This window comes from Pseudoalteromonas sp. ABE4_541 (genome assembly GCF_056312285.1).
In genome coordinates, this window is record NZ_JBSVEM010000007.1 from 101,631 (window position 1) to 116,639 (window position 15,009).

Below are 15,009 nucleotides of genomic sequence, written 5' to 3' on the forward strand. Positions count from 1 at the left end.
CGTTCTAAAAATATAAGTTTTGGATTACTCTATTGTCTTGATATCAATTTCACCCTGTTGCTCTTTTTTAGCCACAAAGTCACGCACCTGTTCTTCTAACTGTTCAACAATGTTGTCGTTATCAATTCTCAATTTTTGGCGTTCACCATTAATATAAAGACCTGAACGACGGTTCGCCCCAGCTAAACCGATATCGCTCACCAAGGCTTCTCCTGGGCCGTTAACAACGCAACCAATCACTGATACAGAAATTGGCGTCGTTATATCTTCTAAACGCTCTTCAAGCTGGTTCATTGTATTCACCACATCAAATTCTTGACGAGAACAACTTGGACAGGCGATAAAGTTAATACCACGAGAACGTATTCTCAGTGACTTTAAAATATCAAAGCCAACTTTAATTTCTTGAACTGGATCAGCCGCTAATGACACACGTAACGTATCACCGATCCCTTCTGCTAATAACATACCAAGGCCAACTGCAGATTTAACCGAACCTGCTCGAAAACCACCGGCTTCAGTTATCCCTAAATGTAAAGGCTGGTCAATTTCTTTGGCCAATAAGCGATAAGCCCCCACCGCTAAGAATACATCCGACGCCTTTACCGACACTTTGAACTGGTCGAAGTTCAAGCGCTGCAATATTTCCACATGGCGCATCGCAGACTCTAACAAGGCTTCTGGGGTTGGTTCACCGTACTTTTCCTGCAGATCGCGCTCCAAAGAACCGCCATTTACACCAATACGAATTGGAATATTACGCTCAGCCGCGGCATCAACCACCGCACGAATACGATCTTCAGAGCCAATATTACCTGGATTGATGCGTAAACAATCGGCCCCGTATTCAGCCACTTTCAGCGCGATACGGTAATCAAAATGAATATCGGTAACAAGCGGAATATCCACCTGCTCTTTGATGCTTTTGAACGCTTCAGCGGCATCCATGGTTGGTACTGATACACGTACAATGTCAGCACCAGCATCTTGAATGGCTCTTATCTGCGCAACGGTGGCATCCACATCCATGGTATTGGTATTCGTCATAGACTGCACAGCGATAGGCGCACCATCACCAATAGGCACATTGCCCACGTATATGCGTGTTGATTTTCTGCGCTTAATGGGTGATTCTGAAAACATAGACGGTTACTCTGCTAACGGTAATTTAAATTTTGCTAAACGATTACGAGGTAGTGCTGATAAATCTATCAACTGGCCATCAAGCTCCACCTCTACCACTTGATGTTTGCCTAGCACCACTGAGAAAGGCGCCTGACCTTGCACGGTCATTGTATAACCCGCTTTTTTTATGCCAAAGGCAATGCGCTCTTCAGTCGCGTCAAAAATTTCAACCCAACTATCATCACTAAAACGCATGACCACAGTGTTTAAGTCACTATTTTCCTGGCTTGTAGACGCCGCCACTGACTCATTTGACTGCTCAATAGTCTGAGGTGACACAACGGGTTCGGCTTGCTGAATCTCAAGCGCTGGAGTCTCTGGCGTTTGCTCTACTGTCACGCTAGATTCTGCCTCACTGACACTGTCTACTGAAACAGCACCATCTGCCTGTTCAGGTTCTGATGTTTGTTCGGCTGGCGCCTCATTCGCATTTTTTGACTCAATCTGACCAAAACTTTCTATAGGTTGAGCTGTACTGCTCTTTAAAGCAGTTTTGGGTTGTATCGATTGTGGTTGAACCACTGCCTCAGTGCTTGTCTGCCACCACCACAAACCGGATGAGCCTATTACCACAGCTAAAATCAAATAGCTGATGATCATAAGACGATTATCACTGGCTTCTTTTTCTGTTCGCCTTGAAAAGCTTTGCATCTTCTTGGTTGACTCAGCCGAACTTGGCGACGACACCAAAGACAGCGTCTGTTCAACATCTAGATCCAATAGCTGACTATACGCTCTGACATAGCCACGTACAAATGTTATGGGGCCAAGATCAAGATAATCATCTTGTTCTAGTTTAACTATCTGAGACTCTGTTAATTTTAATCGCGCAGAAATATCCTCAATGCTCAGTCCGGCCGCACTTCTTGCAGCATGTAATGATTGTCCGAGGCTGAGAGCCTGTTCTTCCATTTCTATATTTTCTGGTTTCATAAGACGTAACTATCAGGGTCCACTATCAATATGCCATGACCTTCTCGTAAGGCCACGTCGGGCGTTAACTTATTCCATCGCATTAAGTCATCGATCAACAGTCCATGCTGAGTCGCAATTTTGAGTAAAGTATCGCCAGCTTGTATCGCATGGGTGATGGCAGGATTATTCAAGTAAATCTTTTGTCCTGCAACCACTTTATCGGATTCCTTTAAATTATTCCATTGCAGCAATTTAACGAGTTTTATGCTGTATTTTACCGACAAACTAAATAAGTTTTCACCAAATTCAAGCACATGAAAAGGCACTTTTGGCGCACGCACATCCTCATTCAAAAGGGGTAAAGAATGTAATGATACATTGCGCTGTACTTGCAGCTGTTGAACTAATATGCCTGAGTTTGGTTTAAAGCGTACTTCGCTAGGATCAGGTTCATAAAAGCGGACCTGTCCGGATGGCTTAGATTTCAGAGCTATTTCAGCAGGTTTATCCTGTGATGCTGTAGTAACTCTTTGCTGCACTATATTAGTCGCTTGACCTGAATCCGCTGTGAATTGAGTTTGGGGCTTTAAAGAAACACTTTTGCTGCTATCACGTTTATCTATTCCGCTTGGTTGTGTCTCCTCACTCGGCACTTTGCGTTTGATTTTAATTTGCGGCTGCATGCTCATACGTGCAGGAGACTTCTGTGTGATTCTTTTGAGTTGGGCAACTCGGTACTGTTCTTTTAAACGCACAAACTCACTTTTTTCGAGCGTATTTGCTAGCAGCACTTGCGCTTGGTACGAATCTGGGTATGTTTGGATCAGTAAATCAGCTAATTCTTGTGACTTTTGTAGGTGCCCCATACTGGCATGCAGCAAATGTTCTAACAGTAAACTACGCGATGAAATAAAACCTTTATCTGCGTAATTTTTCAGCACTCTTAATGCTTGGTGCAAATCACTTTTGGCGTAGAACAATGCGGCCAAGCTAATCAGCGCTGATTGACTGCGCCCATCGTGTGCAATTGCACTATTAAGATAATCTTGCGCTTGGCTAAAGTTATCTTGCTTAATGGCACATAGCGCCAAGTTTTCATAGCTACTTGAAACACGCAGATAACTTGGCACATTAATCGCTTTGAAAAACTGCTCGCTTGCAGAATCATACTGACCAATGCGACATAAAAACGCACCGTAGTTATTGAGTGTATTCGGATCATTGGGTTCTAAGTCGAGCGCTTTTTGATAGGCTTTATCGGCCCGTTGCGTTTCTCCAACTTGCTCATAATAATAAGCCAATGAATAGTGCCCTTGCGGTAGGTCGGGTGCAAGTTGTAAGGCTTTTTCAAGATTAAACTTAGCTTGGCTATTATTGCCAGCTCTAAGGTACTGCAAAGCAAGCGTAATTCGGGTTTTTGCCGCTTCTTGATTATTGACTTCGCTTCGTACACTCGGCTTGTTACGAGTGACAGAACTCGTTTGCGTCACACAACCTGAAAGCAGGCTTAATCCCAAAAGTACACTCAACCAAGAACGCATGCACCACCTATCCTGTAATTACGCTGAGCTCTTATACTACCTAAAAGTCCTTACAATTCATCTCTTTTTTATTGTAAGGACTGTTTTTTAACGGATGCGTTAGCTTGCTTGTACATTAACAGCAATCGCGTTGTCGTCACGCTGCTGTTTTTTAGCTAAACGCTTCGTTCTATCCACGACGTCACCCACTAATTGACCACATGCTGCGTCAATATCATCACCACGCGTACGACGTACGATACACGTCAAGCCAGCGGCTTGTAACACTTTAGAAAAACGGTCAATACGACTGTTACTTGAGCGACCATATTCATTGCCCGGGAACGGGTTAAAAGGGATCAAGTTAATTTTAGACGGTGTGCCTTTTAGTACTTTCACCAGCTCGTGAGCATGATCTGTACTGTCGTTGACACCTTGTAGCATCACGTACTCAATGGTGACGTCTTTGTTAGCTTTAGAGCCATCGATATAACGACGACATGCTGCTAAAAACTCTTCAATTGGGTACTTTTTGTTGATTGGCACCAACACATCACGCAACTCGTTATTTGGCGCATGCAAAGAAATAGCCAAAGCAACATCAATCTTTTCTTTAAGAATATCAAGAGCAGGCACAACCCCAGATGTACTCAATGTAACGCGGCGCTTCGACAAGCCAAACGCCCAATCGTCCATCATTAATTCCATAGCAGGTACCACATTATTAATATTCAACAATGGCTCACCCATCCCCATCATTACCACATTCGTGATCGGGCGCTTAGTGCTATCACCATCATGAAGACCAATGTCTTTTGCTACACGCCAAACTTGACCAATAATCTCTGACACTTTTAAATTACGGTTAAAACCCTGCTGAGCCGTTGAGCAGAAAGTACATTCTAGCGCACAGCCAACCTGAGAAGACACGCACAATGTAGCTCTGTCTTTTTCTGGGATCCAAACGGTTTCTACTTCTTGGCCACCGTCAAGCAACAAGGCGTATTTGATTGTGCCGTCACTTGCGACTTGTTTAACTGAAATTTCAGGCGCTCTGATCTCACACTCAGCCGTCAGTTTAGCCTTCAACTTTTTATTGATGTTGCTCATCTGTTCAAAGTCATCCACACCAAAATGGTAGATCCATTTCATTACTTGATCGGCACGAAATGGCTTTTCACCAAAAGATGCAAATAGCTCTCGCATGCCCTCGCGGTTTAAATCAAGTAAGTTAATCTTTTTTTCAGTAGTGGCCATGAAACAACCTCAATTCAAGTGACGGTATAAAATTAATGAAGCAGCCGCACATTGTACAAAAAACACACAACAATAACAATCTTAGCGAATTGCTTTGCTAAATGCTCAAAACAATGAGTATTTAGCAAAGCACTTGCCTTGTTATAAAAGCAACTGGGACGAAAAAAGGGCTCGAAAGCCCTTCTTTCATTTGCTCAGAAACTCGAAATTAACGAGTACGTGGGCAAAGTTCTTCTTCTGCGAAGAAGTAAGCGATTTCGCGAGCAGCTGACTCAGGTGCGTCTGAACCATGTACCGCGTTTTCGTCGATGCTGTCTGCGTAGTCAGCACGTAAAGTACCAGCTAGTGCTTCAGCAGGGTTAGTAGCACCCATAATTTCACGGTTCTTACGAACTGCATCTTCACCTTCAAGAACTTGAACCATTACTGGGCCAGAAGTCATGAAAGAAACTAGTGCACCAAAGAAAGGACGCTCTTTGTGCTCTGCGTAGAAACCTTCAGCTTTCTCTTGAGAAAGGTGAACCATTTTAGAAGCAACGATCTTAAGACCAGCTGATTCGAAACGGTTGTAGATTGCACCGATGTGGTTTTTAGCTACCGCATCAGGCTTGATGATTGAAAAAGTACGCTCTAAAGCCATCTTTTTTGCTCCAAAATAGTTGTGATTATTAACGGGCGCGAATTATACGCGTTTTAGACGCAAAAACCTACTACATTTACCTGTTATGTGACTCGGTTTATACGCGAGTAAATATCATTCTTAGAAAAACAAATCATGATCTAAATCAAAACAGATAGCTCAGCGGCCATTTATACTGCGCCACTTTTTTATTTCGAGTCAATTTTGACCCCAACAGCTGGCTTGCACCCAGTTCAATGTATGAGGTTTTTATCATGTTTGTGCCAGAACTCCTTTCACCTGCGGGTAGTCTAAAGAATATGCGTTACGCTTTTGCGTACGGCGCTGATGCTGTTTATGCCGGTCAACCACGCTACAGCTTACGTGTACGTAATAACGAGTTTGATTTAGATAACTTAGCGCTCGGTATCAATGAAGCTCACCAGCAAAATAAGAAGCTTTACGTGGTATCTAATATCGCACCACACAACAGCAAAGTGAAAACTTACTTACGTGATATTGAGCCTGTGATTGCCATGAAGCCGGATGCTCTGATCATGTCAGACCCTGGTTTAATCATGCTGGTACGTGACAAATGGCCAGACATGCCTATTCATTTATCGGTTCAAGCGAACGCGGTGAACTATGCCAGCGTGCAGTTCTGGGCAAAACAGGGCATTGAACGGGTGATTTTATCTCGTGAGTTATCATTGGAAGAAATTGCTGAAATTCGTGAACTTTGCCCACAAACAGAGTTAGAAGTATTTGTTCATGGCGCATTGTGCATGGCTTATTCTGGCCGCTGTTTGCTATCGGGCTATATCAATAAACGAGATCCGAACCAAGGCACTTGCACCAACGCTTGCCGCTGGGAATACGATGTCAAACCTGGCAAAGAAACCGAAACTGGCGACGTAGTACATAAAATCGATCCTAAATCGGTGATCCCAACGCTAGGTGAAGGTCAGCCAACCTCTGATGTATTTATGCTAGAAGAGCAAGGCCGCCCAGGGGAATATATGCCAGCGTTTGAAGACGAACATGGCACGTATATCATGAACTCTAAAGATTTGCGCGCGGTACAGTACGTTGATCAACTCACTAAAATGGGCGTACATAGCCTAAAAATTGAAGGTCGTACCAAGTCTTTCTATTATGTAGCACGCACAGCACAAGTATACCGTAAAGCGATTGATGACGCGGTAGCAGGCAAGCCATTCGATCCTAACCTAATGCATACTCTTGAAAATTTGGCACATCGCGGTTATACCGAAGGTTTCTTGAAACGCCACGCGCACCAAGACTATCAAAACTACGAGTACGGACATTCAGTGTCAGACAAGCAGCAGTTTGTTGGTGAAGTGTTAGGGCGTCATGACAATGGCCTTGTAGAAATTGATGTTAAAAACAAGTTCTGCACGGGTCACAGCTTGGAGTTGATGACACCGCAAGGCAATATCGCCTTCAACCTTGAACATATGGAAAACAAAAAAGGTGAGCGTATTGATGATGCAAAAGGCTCTGGCCACATTGTGAAAATTCCACTGCCTGAAGATATCAATCTTGACCACGCGATATTAATGCGTAACTTAGATAATAATCAAGATACGCGTAATCCATTCAAAAAGGCTTAGCCATGGCTTTGATGATCAACAGCAAGTGTATCAACTGTGACATGTGCGATCCGGAGTGCCCAAATCAGGCTATTTATTTTGGTGAGAAGATTTACGAAATTGACCCGGATAAATGCACCGAGTGTGTTGGCCATTATGATACGCCGACGTGTGTCAGCGTGTGTCCAATAGATTGCATCAAGCCAGATCCCAATCACAAAGAAGACTTAGATACCTTAGCTGAAAAATACTTACGTTTAACAGGGCAAGTATAAAACGTAAAAAGGTTCAACTGACGTTGAGCCTTTTTTATATTCGGACGTATTGATTAGAACTTATATTCCATACCAATACCAAAATAGTCACGCTCTTCTTGGGTATCACCGTCAAACGTTGAATAGAATGCGTATAACTTAGTTGCTTTGTTTAGCTTGTGATCAATCCCAACAGAAACGCCGTCAAGCTTTTCACCTTGGTCAAAGTCAAGTACTTGGTATTGTGCTTTTAGAGTGTTTGCACCAAAGCTGTATGCTGCATTCAGCATATAACCATCAGCTTCTTCTGAGCCATCAACCTTTTCTTGTGTTTGATACATTGCACCTAGTTTAAAGTCAGCCACTTTACCTTGCACTGCGAAACGCACTGCGTCACGGCCTTTTACTTCACTATCAATAGCAACTGAGGCATATAGAGCTGTTTTCTTCAGCTTGCTATCACCATATGTTAATGCAGTTGAGTAGCCGTTTTCACCTTCTTTGCTATCTTCAGCAATAAAAGTCCCTAAGAACTTAAAGCCATTAAAGCTTGCTGACTTATAAGAAATTGAGTCGCCAAGACGGTTTTCGCCTTTAAATAGATTTTTAATATCACCTTCAAGGTCATTGAATAGGTCTAATTTACCCTGTGATTGTTTGAACGCAGTATCATTGCGGCCAATAACGACCTCACCAAAACTGCCTTTCAAACCAACATACTGGTTACGTGCCGTGATATTATCTTTATCACCTTTAGAGTCAGCATCCGATAAATCCACTTGAAACTCTAGTTTATAAATCACTTCCAAGCCGTCATTTAGCTTTTCACCGCCTTTAAAACCAAATCGAGATGCATTGCTCTTGATTTCAGTTGCAGAGCCTTCACCTTCGTCACTTGACTGAAGTGAGACATTTGCTTTGCCGTACACTGACACGTCAGCATAAGCGTTTAGTGATAATGCACTCAATATTGATAACAAAAGAGCAGATTTAGTCAGTTTCATGTGTATTTCCTCAATATCGCAACACGTAGTATTCAAAACACGCGCAGTGTGACAGTGATAAGTGACAGAAATATTACACAGATACAATTACAGTAAAAAAACTGACTTATTTTTGAAAGAAATCTGACGCCAATTGAAAAAACAACCCATAATCAAACACCTAAAGTAAATACCCAAAACAAAAACACGTCATAATTTGTTCATAAAAATGAAACTAACCAAGAGATGTCAGTAAATTTGTAATGGTTTCTATTTGCTCTTTTTGCTCATTATCCTTGTGATAAGCAATAAATATTTCTCGCGAAACCTGATCGACACAATCGATATGAAACAACTTCCCTTGCTCTATCATATCATTTGCCAAAGCTTGTGGAATAAATGCACTGCCACCACATTGCATAATAAGATCAAGCGCAATACGTCCTGTGCTGGTTCTAAAATAAGGTGACGTACTGCCTGAGAATTGCTTTGCATGCCAAAGCGAAAATACCGTGCCCCAATCAACATAAACATATTGGTTATTAAAAAATGCCAATGCATCTTCACATTCAAAAGTACTTACAGGAATAATAGGCAGATCTCGAATTGACTGTACCACCAATTCATCCACTTTAGGCGGATCGAACAACACAGCCAAATCAAGAGTGCGCTCCAATAAGAGCCGAGTACTTTCTTGCTGTGCTTTCACTTCGGCAACCAGCGACACCCCTGGCATAGCCCCGACGATATTATTGATACCAAACTGTAGAAATGCATCCCAAATATTGGGTGTACCTGATAAGGAAAGTTGTTTATGCATATTATTTGCTAAGGCTACATCAACTTTAGCGCGTTGCATCCCAGTTAAAATCATCGTCGCATGTGGAAGCAAACGCTCACCCGGAGCGGTTAGCTGAATATTATTGCGCTGACGAATAAATAAATTCACACCCAAACTTTGTTCTAACTGGCGGATCCTAAAGCTTACAGCCGATTGAGTTATATACAAATTTTCAGCAGCTCGGCCAAAATGGCGGGTCTTAACTACTTCGACAAAAGTTTTTAATAGATCTATATCCACTTTTGTTCCTTACGATAAAAAAAACTTGTTTAAAAAAATCCAAATCCTGATCCATACTCCACCCAATATTAAAGTGAGGATTGAGTTATGGATCAGAACCTAGCGAACTTACGCAATGCTTTTGCTAGCCCGCGCGCTTTTTATGATGATGCCAACTTTCCAAGAGGCTTTAGCCGCAGCGGTCACTTTACGCTCGCTGAAGCTCAAGCTCTTGAGCAACACGGTGTATTATTAAAAAGCTTATACAATAAAGATTGCGAACCACAAAATAGTTTTCAAGTACAATTTGTCCATGTCATGGAAGGACAACTCCCACCGAGCAATATCATTGAGCGTGCGTGGACCAAATACCTAAAGCTGACAACTTGCAAAAGCAAATTTCACACACTGTTCGGGCGTTCCCGTATTGCCCCTGATGCTTCCCAGCAACAATACAATACTGCTGACGACGAACTTTAAATATTGAAGGTGCATTCCTCTGTGCACCTCTCTTATCCTATTTTCTTCGACGTTTGCTGGGGTCTAACTATATATTTCATAAATATTAATGTGACTTATCTACCTATTCAAATTGCTTTTTAACCAAGAACGGTTTACAACTATTTAGAGATACAACTTTGTTAAGGCAAACCACGTTGACTCGCCGTATTTTAATCATTGAAGATACACCGGCCACCGCCAAGGTTCAAAAACACATCGCTGAATCGTGTGATTATGAGGTTGATATCGCTCCCTCACTCGCTAAAGCAAAAGCGTTGATCCAAGCTAATACTTACTTTTGTGCTATCGTTGACTTTATTTTGCCTGATGCGGCCCAAGGCGAGGCAATCCCCTATACTGTTGAAGCAGACATTCCAACGATTGTAATGACGGGAAATCTTGACCAACATACTAGAGAAACTGTTGAAAAATACCCAATTATTGATTACATCACTAAAGAAAATAGCCAAGCTTATCAGTATCTAAAAAAACAATTACAACGCCTCCCTCGAAACGAGAATATAAAAGTACTGATAGTCGATGATTCTCGCCATGCACGTATGTATGTCAACAGTCTACTGACCAGGCATAAATATCAAACGCTAGAAGCAGCCGATGGTGTCGAAGGTTTGGACGTCTTAATGAACAACCCCGACATCTCTGTCATCATTGCCGATAACGAAATGCCGCGCATGAATGGTGATGAGTTATGTACCGAGATCCGTCGACGCTACTCAAATGAAGATAAAGTGATCATCGGTATTTCAGGATCTAATGCGCCACACTTATCTGCACGATTTTTAAAAAGCGGTGCGAATGATTACCTGCGTAAGCCTTTTAATTCTGAAGAGTTTCATTGTCGGCTCAGCCTGAATGTCGATATGCTTGATCAGATTGCCACTATCAAACTGCAAGCTAATACCGACTATTTAACCAAACTGCCCAATCGTCGATACTTTTTTGAACAAGCACAGCGCATGCAAAAGATTCGCCAAGTAAAGCATCAAACCAGCCAAGTTGCCATGGTCGACATAGACCATTTTAAACGCATTAACGACAACCATGGCCATGACGCTGGCGATGAGGTCATTCACGCATTAGCACAAGCAATTGCAAAGTTTTTTTCGGACGATCTCATAGCCCGCTTTGGTGGAGAGGAATTTGTGATCTTTTTTAATAATGACGCTGTTGAGCAAAACCTCGAAGGACTTGAACGTTTTAGGGACTATATCGCAAGTAATAGCCCCTCTTTTACAAAACACGAAATTCCTTTTACCATTTCCATCGGTTTTGTATCTCAAAGTGAACCAAAGATCGACACATTACTTAAATTAGCAGACGACAAGCTATATCTAGCGAAAGATAATGGTCGAAATTGTGTGGAGCACTAACGCTCTACACACATTTTTGAGCGTTGTTTAGAAGCTCGTAATGAGTCCCAAGTGAACATTGCAAGCGCGCCCCAAATGCAAGCAAAGGTCACAATTCGTTCAGCAGAGAAAGTCTCACCATAAAACATCACCGCCAGAATAAACATTAAACTAGGGCCTATGTACTGGAACAAGCCAAGCGTAGAGTAAGGGATACGTTTTGCGGCTGCGGTAAAACACAACAAAGGTAATGTTGTAACTACACCAGCGCTTATCAGCAAGATATTAATCATTGCATTGTTTGCCGTTAAATCCGACGAAGCGCTAGGTGCGCATAAATACCAATATATCAGCGCGAAAGGCGTTAATATTAGCGCTTCGAGGAGTAAACCAGGTAATGACTCAACCGGAATTTTCTTCCTGATAAGTCCATATACGGCAAAGGAACTCGCCAATGAAAAAGCTATCACGGGGAATGAACCAAAGCTAACTACCTGTATAGCCACACCAATAAAAGCCAATAGAACGGCGACTTTTTGCCAACGTCTTAGCCTTTCAGCAAGAAAGACCATGCCCAGTAATACATTGAGCAACGGGTTGATATAATAACCCAGACTCGCATCAAGCATGTGGTTATTATTGACCGCCCAAATGAATAACCCCCAGTTGAATCCCAATAGCGCAGAGCTTAGGCATAATAATGCCATTAACTTAGGCTTTTTTATGACATGCTGCACCTTATGCCATTGTTTTAGAATGGCAATAATGAGGGCAATAAATAATGCTGACCAAATAACGCGATGTACTAAAATCTCTAGTGCAGGAACGGTATCAATTAATTTGAAATAAATGGGCGCCAAGCCCCACATAAAGAAGGCAAAGGCTGCGAATAAATAGCCTTGTTTTACGTTTGCTGTGTCCACCACACCACCTCATTTTTGAAAGAGGCGGCATTATACCCATTTTTATATTAATTGTTGTTGATAATTAGCCTACTAAATAGGTGCCAGTACCAAATGCGATTTGAGTACCTTGCTCATTATGCAACTCCATACGACAAACACAGACTTTATTTCCCGAGCGGATCAACGTGGCACTGGCGATAAAATACTCGCCTCTACCTGGTCGTAGAAAGTCAGTGCGAATATCAATTGTGCCCAGCGTGGCTAGTTTGTTCGGTACACTGTGTAATTCCTCATCGTCCAACTTGTCAATAATGGACGCCGCAGCAAGCAAACCACCGACGTTATCTAAAACCGCAGAGATCACACCACCATGCAATATCTTTTGGCTTGGGTTGCCTATTAGTTCATCTTTCCAAGGTAATTGAATGCGCGCATGTTCTTTATCTAAGGATTCTATCGAAATCCCTAAAAATCGATTAAACGGCATTTTTTCGACAAATATATTCCCAACCTGATCCATTAATCGTGTTCTATCCATAACCGCCTCAAAGCTCATCTGACCAGTAAAATTTAAGCCGGAACGCGCCTTTTAGCAAGCATTAAAAGTTACAGACAAGCGGATAAAAAAGCTCTAAAATGCGCAGCGATGGAAAATCTTGCACTCTCTTCTCAACATACAGCCGCTCACACTGTGCTAAAAGATATTTTTGGCTACAGTGAATTTCGTGATGGTCAACAAGCGGTAATTGAAGCATCACTGAATGGTCAGGATGCGCTCGTTTTGCTGCCTACAGGTGGTGGTAAGTCGTTATGCTATCAAATTCCTGCACTTACGCTGCCAGGCATAACCATTGTCATTTCGCCGCTTATTTCACTGATGCAAGATCAAGTCGCCCAGTTACAAGCATTAGAAATCAAAGCTGAATTTATTAACAACAGTGTGAGCTTTGAGCAACAACAAGCCATTTATCAGCAGCTTCACCACAATGAAATTAAACTACTTTATGTTGCCCCCGAAAAGGTGTTGCAATATGAATTCATAGAACGCTTAAGACACTTACCAATTAGCCTGTTTGCGATTGATGAAGCCCATTGTGTGTCTCATTGGGGCCATGATTTTCGCCCACATTATTGCCGCCTTAGTGAATTAAAACAGTACTTTCCCGCAATACCTATGATGGCTTTAACTGCCACTGCAGACACTGCCACACGTAAAGACATTGTCGAACAGCTTGGATTAATTCAGCCCTATATCCATACAGGCAGTTTTGATAGACCCAATATTCGCTACACCATTGAAGAAAAATTTAAGCCTTTGTCGCAATTAATGCGTTATCTAAAAGCGCAGAAAGGACAAAGTGGCATAATTTATTGCACCAGTCGTAAGCGGGTTGATGAAATAGCTGAAAAGTTGGCGGATGCGGGCTTTAACGCCGCAGCATATCACGCAGGTATGAGTAACGAGCAACGTCAATTTGTGCAAACAGCATTTGCCAGAGACGACATTCATATTGTTGTTGCAACCGTTGCTTTTGGCATGGGAATTAATAAGCCTAACGTACGTTTCGTACTACATTACGACATACCTAAAAGCATCGAAGCATATTACCAAGAAACAGGCCGAGCAGGACGAGACGGACTTGCCGCAGAGGCCATAATGTATTTTGATCCCGCTGATATTGGCCGTGTAAAACGATTTTTCGAAGACATTGAGGATGAGCACAGACGGCGCGTAGAAGAGCAACGTTTTAATGCCATGGCCAGCTTTGCGGAAGCGCAAACCTGTCGCCGACAAATATTGCTCAACTACTTCAGTGAATACCAGCGTGAGCCTTGCGGCAACTGTGACATCTGTTTGAACCCACCAAAGCGCTTTGATGGCACGCTCGTTGCGCAACAAGCCTTATCGTGTGTGTATCGTGCAGAGCAAAGATTTGGTATTGGTTACATTGTTGATGTACTCAGAGGCGCAAACACGAGTCGAATTAGAGATAACCAACATCACAATTTAAGTACCTATGGTCTTGGCAAGCAACATAGCAATGAGTTTTGGCTCAGTGTTCTGCGCCAGCTTATTCATCATGGCTTATTAACTCAAGACATCACACAGGGTGCAAGTTTACGCTTAACAGAAGCTGCCAGAGCCGTCTTAAAAGGCGAGTATGCTTTGCAACTCGCTGAGCCGCGCTTACAAGCACAACACATTTATCAGGATAAATTAGCGCAATTTAACTACGATAAAAAGTTATTTGCCAAGCTGCGAAGTTTACGTAAAGAGCTCGCAGACGCTGACGATGTACCACCTTATGTGGTGTTTAACGACAAAACATTAGCGGAAATGGCGCAGTTAATGCCTACCAACGATAGCGAGTTTTTAAAAGTGTCGGGAGTTGGATTTACCAAGCTCAGTAAATACGGAGCACCGTTTATGCAGCTCATCCGCAATTATCTTGCAGCAAATTAATCAATAGATGAGAGCACTATGAGCCAAATAGAGTTTGATAGCGAACATGAAGTGATCGTTATAAGGCCAAAAATACTCCCGGACGCCGATGAATTTGAACTTTGGGCGAGCATTTTCCTTCATCATCCTAAAGACATTCAAATTCTCGACTTTGCTCAAGGTGCGGACCGGCATCAGATGCGCTTTAAGTACCATGAGCAGTGCTTTAGCCTCAATTTTGAACATTACAGTGACAGCATTTGGATAAGCCCAGAAGGACAAGAAGCCGTTGCGGAACTTTGTCAATTATCCCATTTATTTCTGCCAAATTAGTGATTATGAAATAGACTTATTTATGAGGTATTGTCTATAGTAAGCTATTCT

15 protein-coding genes are annotated in these 15,009 nt (G+C 42.4%); 6 read left to right on the forward strand and 9 right to left on the reverse strand.

Features of this window, described 5'->3' with window-relative positions:
- Positions 1-24 precede the first annotated feature (24 nt).
- From ispG to ndk, 5 genes are all read right to left on the reverse strand, one after another.
- Positions 25-1,143: a flavodoxin-dependent (E)-4-hydroxy-3-methylbut-2-enyl-diphosphate synthase gene (gene ispG / locus ACW689_RS08940; RefSeq protein ID WP_476290471.1), complete on the reverse strand. Its 1,119-nt coding sequence runs from the start codon at positions 1,141-1,143 to the stop codon at positions 25-27.
- Between the two features lie 6 nt (positions 1,144-1,149).
- On the reverse strand, positions 1,150-2,118 hold the full coding sequence (locus ACW689_RS08945) for a RodZ domain-containing protein (RefSeq protein ID WP_476290473.1): 969 nt from the start codon (positions 2,116-2,118) through the stop codon (positions 1,150-1,152).
- A complete protein-coding gene (gene pilW / locus ACW689_RS08950; RefSeq protein WP_476290475.1) occupies positions 2,115-3,641 on the reverse strand; it encodes a type IV pilus biogenesis/stability protein PilW in 1,527 nt (508 codons plus the stop codon). Before pilW ends, ACW689_RS08945 begins: the two co-directional genes overlap by 4 nt.
- Positions 3,642-3,740: 99 nt before the next feature.
- Entirely contained in the window at positions 3,741-4,877 is a 1,137-nt protein-coding gene (gene rlmN, locus ACW689_RS08955) for a dual-specificity RNA methyltransferase RlmN (RefSeq protein ID WP_476290477.1), read from the reverse strand.
- A gap of 208 nt (positions 4,878-5,085) precedes the next feature.
- Complete coding sequence (gene ndk / locus ACW689_RS08960) at positions 5,086-5,517, reverse strand: nucleoside-diphosphate kinase (protein WP_476290479.1); 432 nt, start codon at positions 5,515-5,517, stop codon at positions 5,086-5,088.
- Between the two features lie 254 nt (positions 5,518-5,771).
- Between ndk and trhP the strand changes: the two genes are divergently transcribed.
- Together trhP and ACW689_RS08970 are read left to right on the forward strand one after the other, a co-directional pair.
- Positions 5,772-7,130: a prephenate-dependent tRNA uridine(34) hydroxylase TrhP gene (gene trhP / locus ACW689_RS08965; protein WP_476290481.1), complete on the forward strand. Its 1,359-nt coding sequence runs from the start codon at positions 5,772-5,774 to the stop codon at positions 7,128-7,130.
- Positions 7,131-7,132: 2 nt separating this feature from the next.
- Complete coding sequence (locus ACW689_RS08970; RefSeq protein ID WP_476290483.1) at positions 7,133-7,384, forward strand: YfhL family 4Fe-4S dicluster ferredoxin; 252 nt, start codon at positions 7,133-7,135, stop codon at positions 7,382-7,384.
- Between the two features lie 53 nt (positions 7,385-7,437).
- Here the strand turns inward: ACW689_RS08970 and ACW689_RS08975 are convergent, their stop codons facing one another.
- Positions 7,438-8,367, reverse strand: a complete 930-nt coding sequence (locus ACW689_RS08975; RefSeq protein WP_476290485.1) for a porin — start codon at positions 8,365-8,367, stop codon at positions 7,438-7,440.
- 214 nt (positions 8,368-8,581) lie between these two features.
- Positions 8,582-9,427: a LysR family transcriptional regulator gene (locus ACW689_RS08980; protein ID WP_476290487.1), complete on the reverse strand. Its 846-nt coding sequence runs from the start codon at positions 9,425-9,427 to the stop codon at positions 8,582-8,584.
- 87 nt (positions 9,428-9,514) lie between these two features.
- On the opposite strand from ACW689_RS08980, the gene ACW689_RS08985 reads away from it, so the two are divergent.
- Together ACW689_RS08985 and ACW689_RS08990 are read left to right on the forward strand one after the other, a co-directional pair.
- On the forward strand, positions 9,515-9,886 hold the full coding sequence (locus tag ACW689_RS08985; RefSeq protein ID WP_476290489.1) for a MaoP family protein: 372 nt from the start codon (positions 9,515-9,517) through the stop codon (positions 9,884-9,886).
- Between the two features lie 176 nt (positions 9,887-10,062).
- Positions 10,063-11,298 carry a GGDEF domain-containing response regulator gene (locus ACW689_RS08990; protein ID WP_476290491.1) on the forward strand — a complete coding sequence of 412 codons (1,236 nt, stop codon included), beginning with the start codon at positions 10,063-10,065 and terminating at the stop codon, positions 11,296-11,298.
- Here ACW689_RS08990 and rarD read toward each other — a convergent pair.
- Positions 11,295-12,200, reverse strand: a complete 906-nt coding sequence (gene rarD, locus ACW689_RS08995) for an EamA family transporter RarD (RefSeq protein WP_476290493.1) — start codon at positions 12,198-12,200, stop codon at positions 11,295-11,297. The genes ACW689_RS08990 and rarD overlap by 4 nt on opposite strands.
- 64 nt (positions 12,201-12,264) lie before the next feature.
- Positions 12,265-12,720, reverse strand: coding sequence for a thioesterase family protein (locus tag ACW689_RS09000; RefSeq protein WP_476290495.1), 456 nt, complete (start codon positions 12,718-12,720; stop codon positions 12,265-12,267).
- A gap of 108 nt (positions 12,721-12,828) precedes the next feature.
- Here ACW689_RS09000 and recQ point away from each other — a divergent pair, with 108 nt between their 5' ends.
- Both recQ and ACW689_RS09010 read left to right on the forward strand, forming a co-directional pair.
- On the forward strand, positions 12,829-14,646 hold the full coding sequence (recQ, locus tag ACW689_RS09005; protein WP_476290497.1) for a DNA helicase RecQ: 1,818 nt from the start codon (positions 12,829-12,831) through the stop codon (positions 14,644-14,646).
- A gap of 18 nt (positions 14,647-14,664) precedes the next feature.
- Positions 14,665-14,958: a DUF3630 family protein gene (locus ACW689_RS09010; RefSeq protein WP_476290499.1), complete on the forward strand. Its 294-nt coding sequence runs from the start codon at positions 14,665-14,667 to the stop codon at positions 14,956-14,958.
- Positions 14,959-15,009: the final 51 nt, after the last annotated feature.

Bases quoted from the DNA above. Each gene is read 5' to 3' on its own strand.
- ispG (WP_476290471.1), bottom strand. From the start codon at position 1,143: ATGTTTTCAGAATCACCCATTAAGCGCAGAAAATCAACACGCATATAC.
- ACW689_RS08945 (WP_476290473.1), bottom strand. From the start codon at position 2,118: ATGAAACCAGAAAATATAGAAATGGAAGAACAGGCTCTCAGCCTCGGA.
- pilW (WP_476290475.1), bottom strand. From the start codon at position 3,641: ATGCGTTCTTGGTTGAGTGTACTTTTGGGATTAAGCCTGCTTTCAGGT.
- rlmN (WP_476290477.1), bottom strand. From the start codon at position 4,877: ATGGCCACTACTGAAAAAAAGATTAACTTACTTGATTTAAACCGCGAG.
- ndk (WP_476290479.1), bottom strand. From the start codon at position 5,517: ATGGCTTTAGAGCGTACTTTTTCAATCATCAAGCCTGATGCGGTAGCT.
- trhP (WP_476290481.1), top strand. From the start codon at position 5,772: ATGTTTGTGCCAGAACTCCTTTCACCTGCGGGTAGTCTAAAGAATATG.
- ACW689_RS08970 (WP_476290483.1), top strand. From the start codon at position 7,133: ATGGCTTTGATGATCAACAGCAAGTGTATCAACTGTGACATGTGCGAT.
- ACW689_RS08975 (WP_476290485.1), bottom strand. From the start codon at position 8,367: ATGAAACTGACTAAATCTGCTCTTTTGTTATCAATATTGAGTGCATTA.
- ACW689_RS08985 (WP_476290489.1), top strand. From the start codon at position 9,515: ATGGATCAGAACCTAGCGAACTTACGCAATGCTTTTGCTAGCCCGCGC.
- ACW689_RS09000 (WP_476290495.1), bottom strand. From the start codon at position 12,720: ATGGATAGAACACGATTAATGGATCAGGTTGGGAATATATTTGTCGAA.
- recQ (WP_476290497.1), top strand. From the start codon at position 12,829: ATGGAAAATCTTGCACTCTCTTCTCAACATACAGCCGCTCACACTGTG.
- ACW689_RS09010 (WP_476290499.1), top strand. From the start codon at position 14,665: ATGAGCCAAATAGAGTTTGATAGCGAACATGAAGTGATCGTTATAAGG.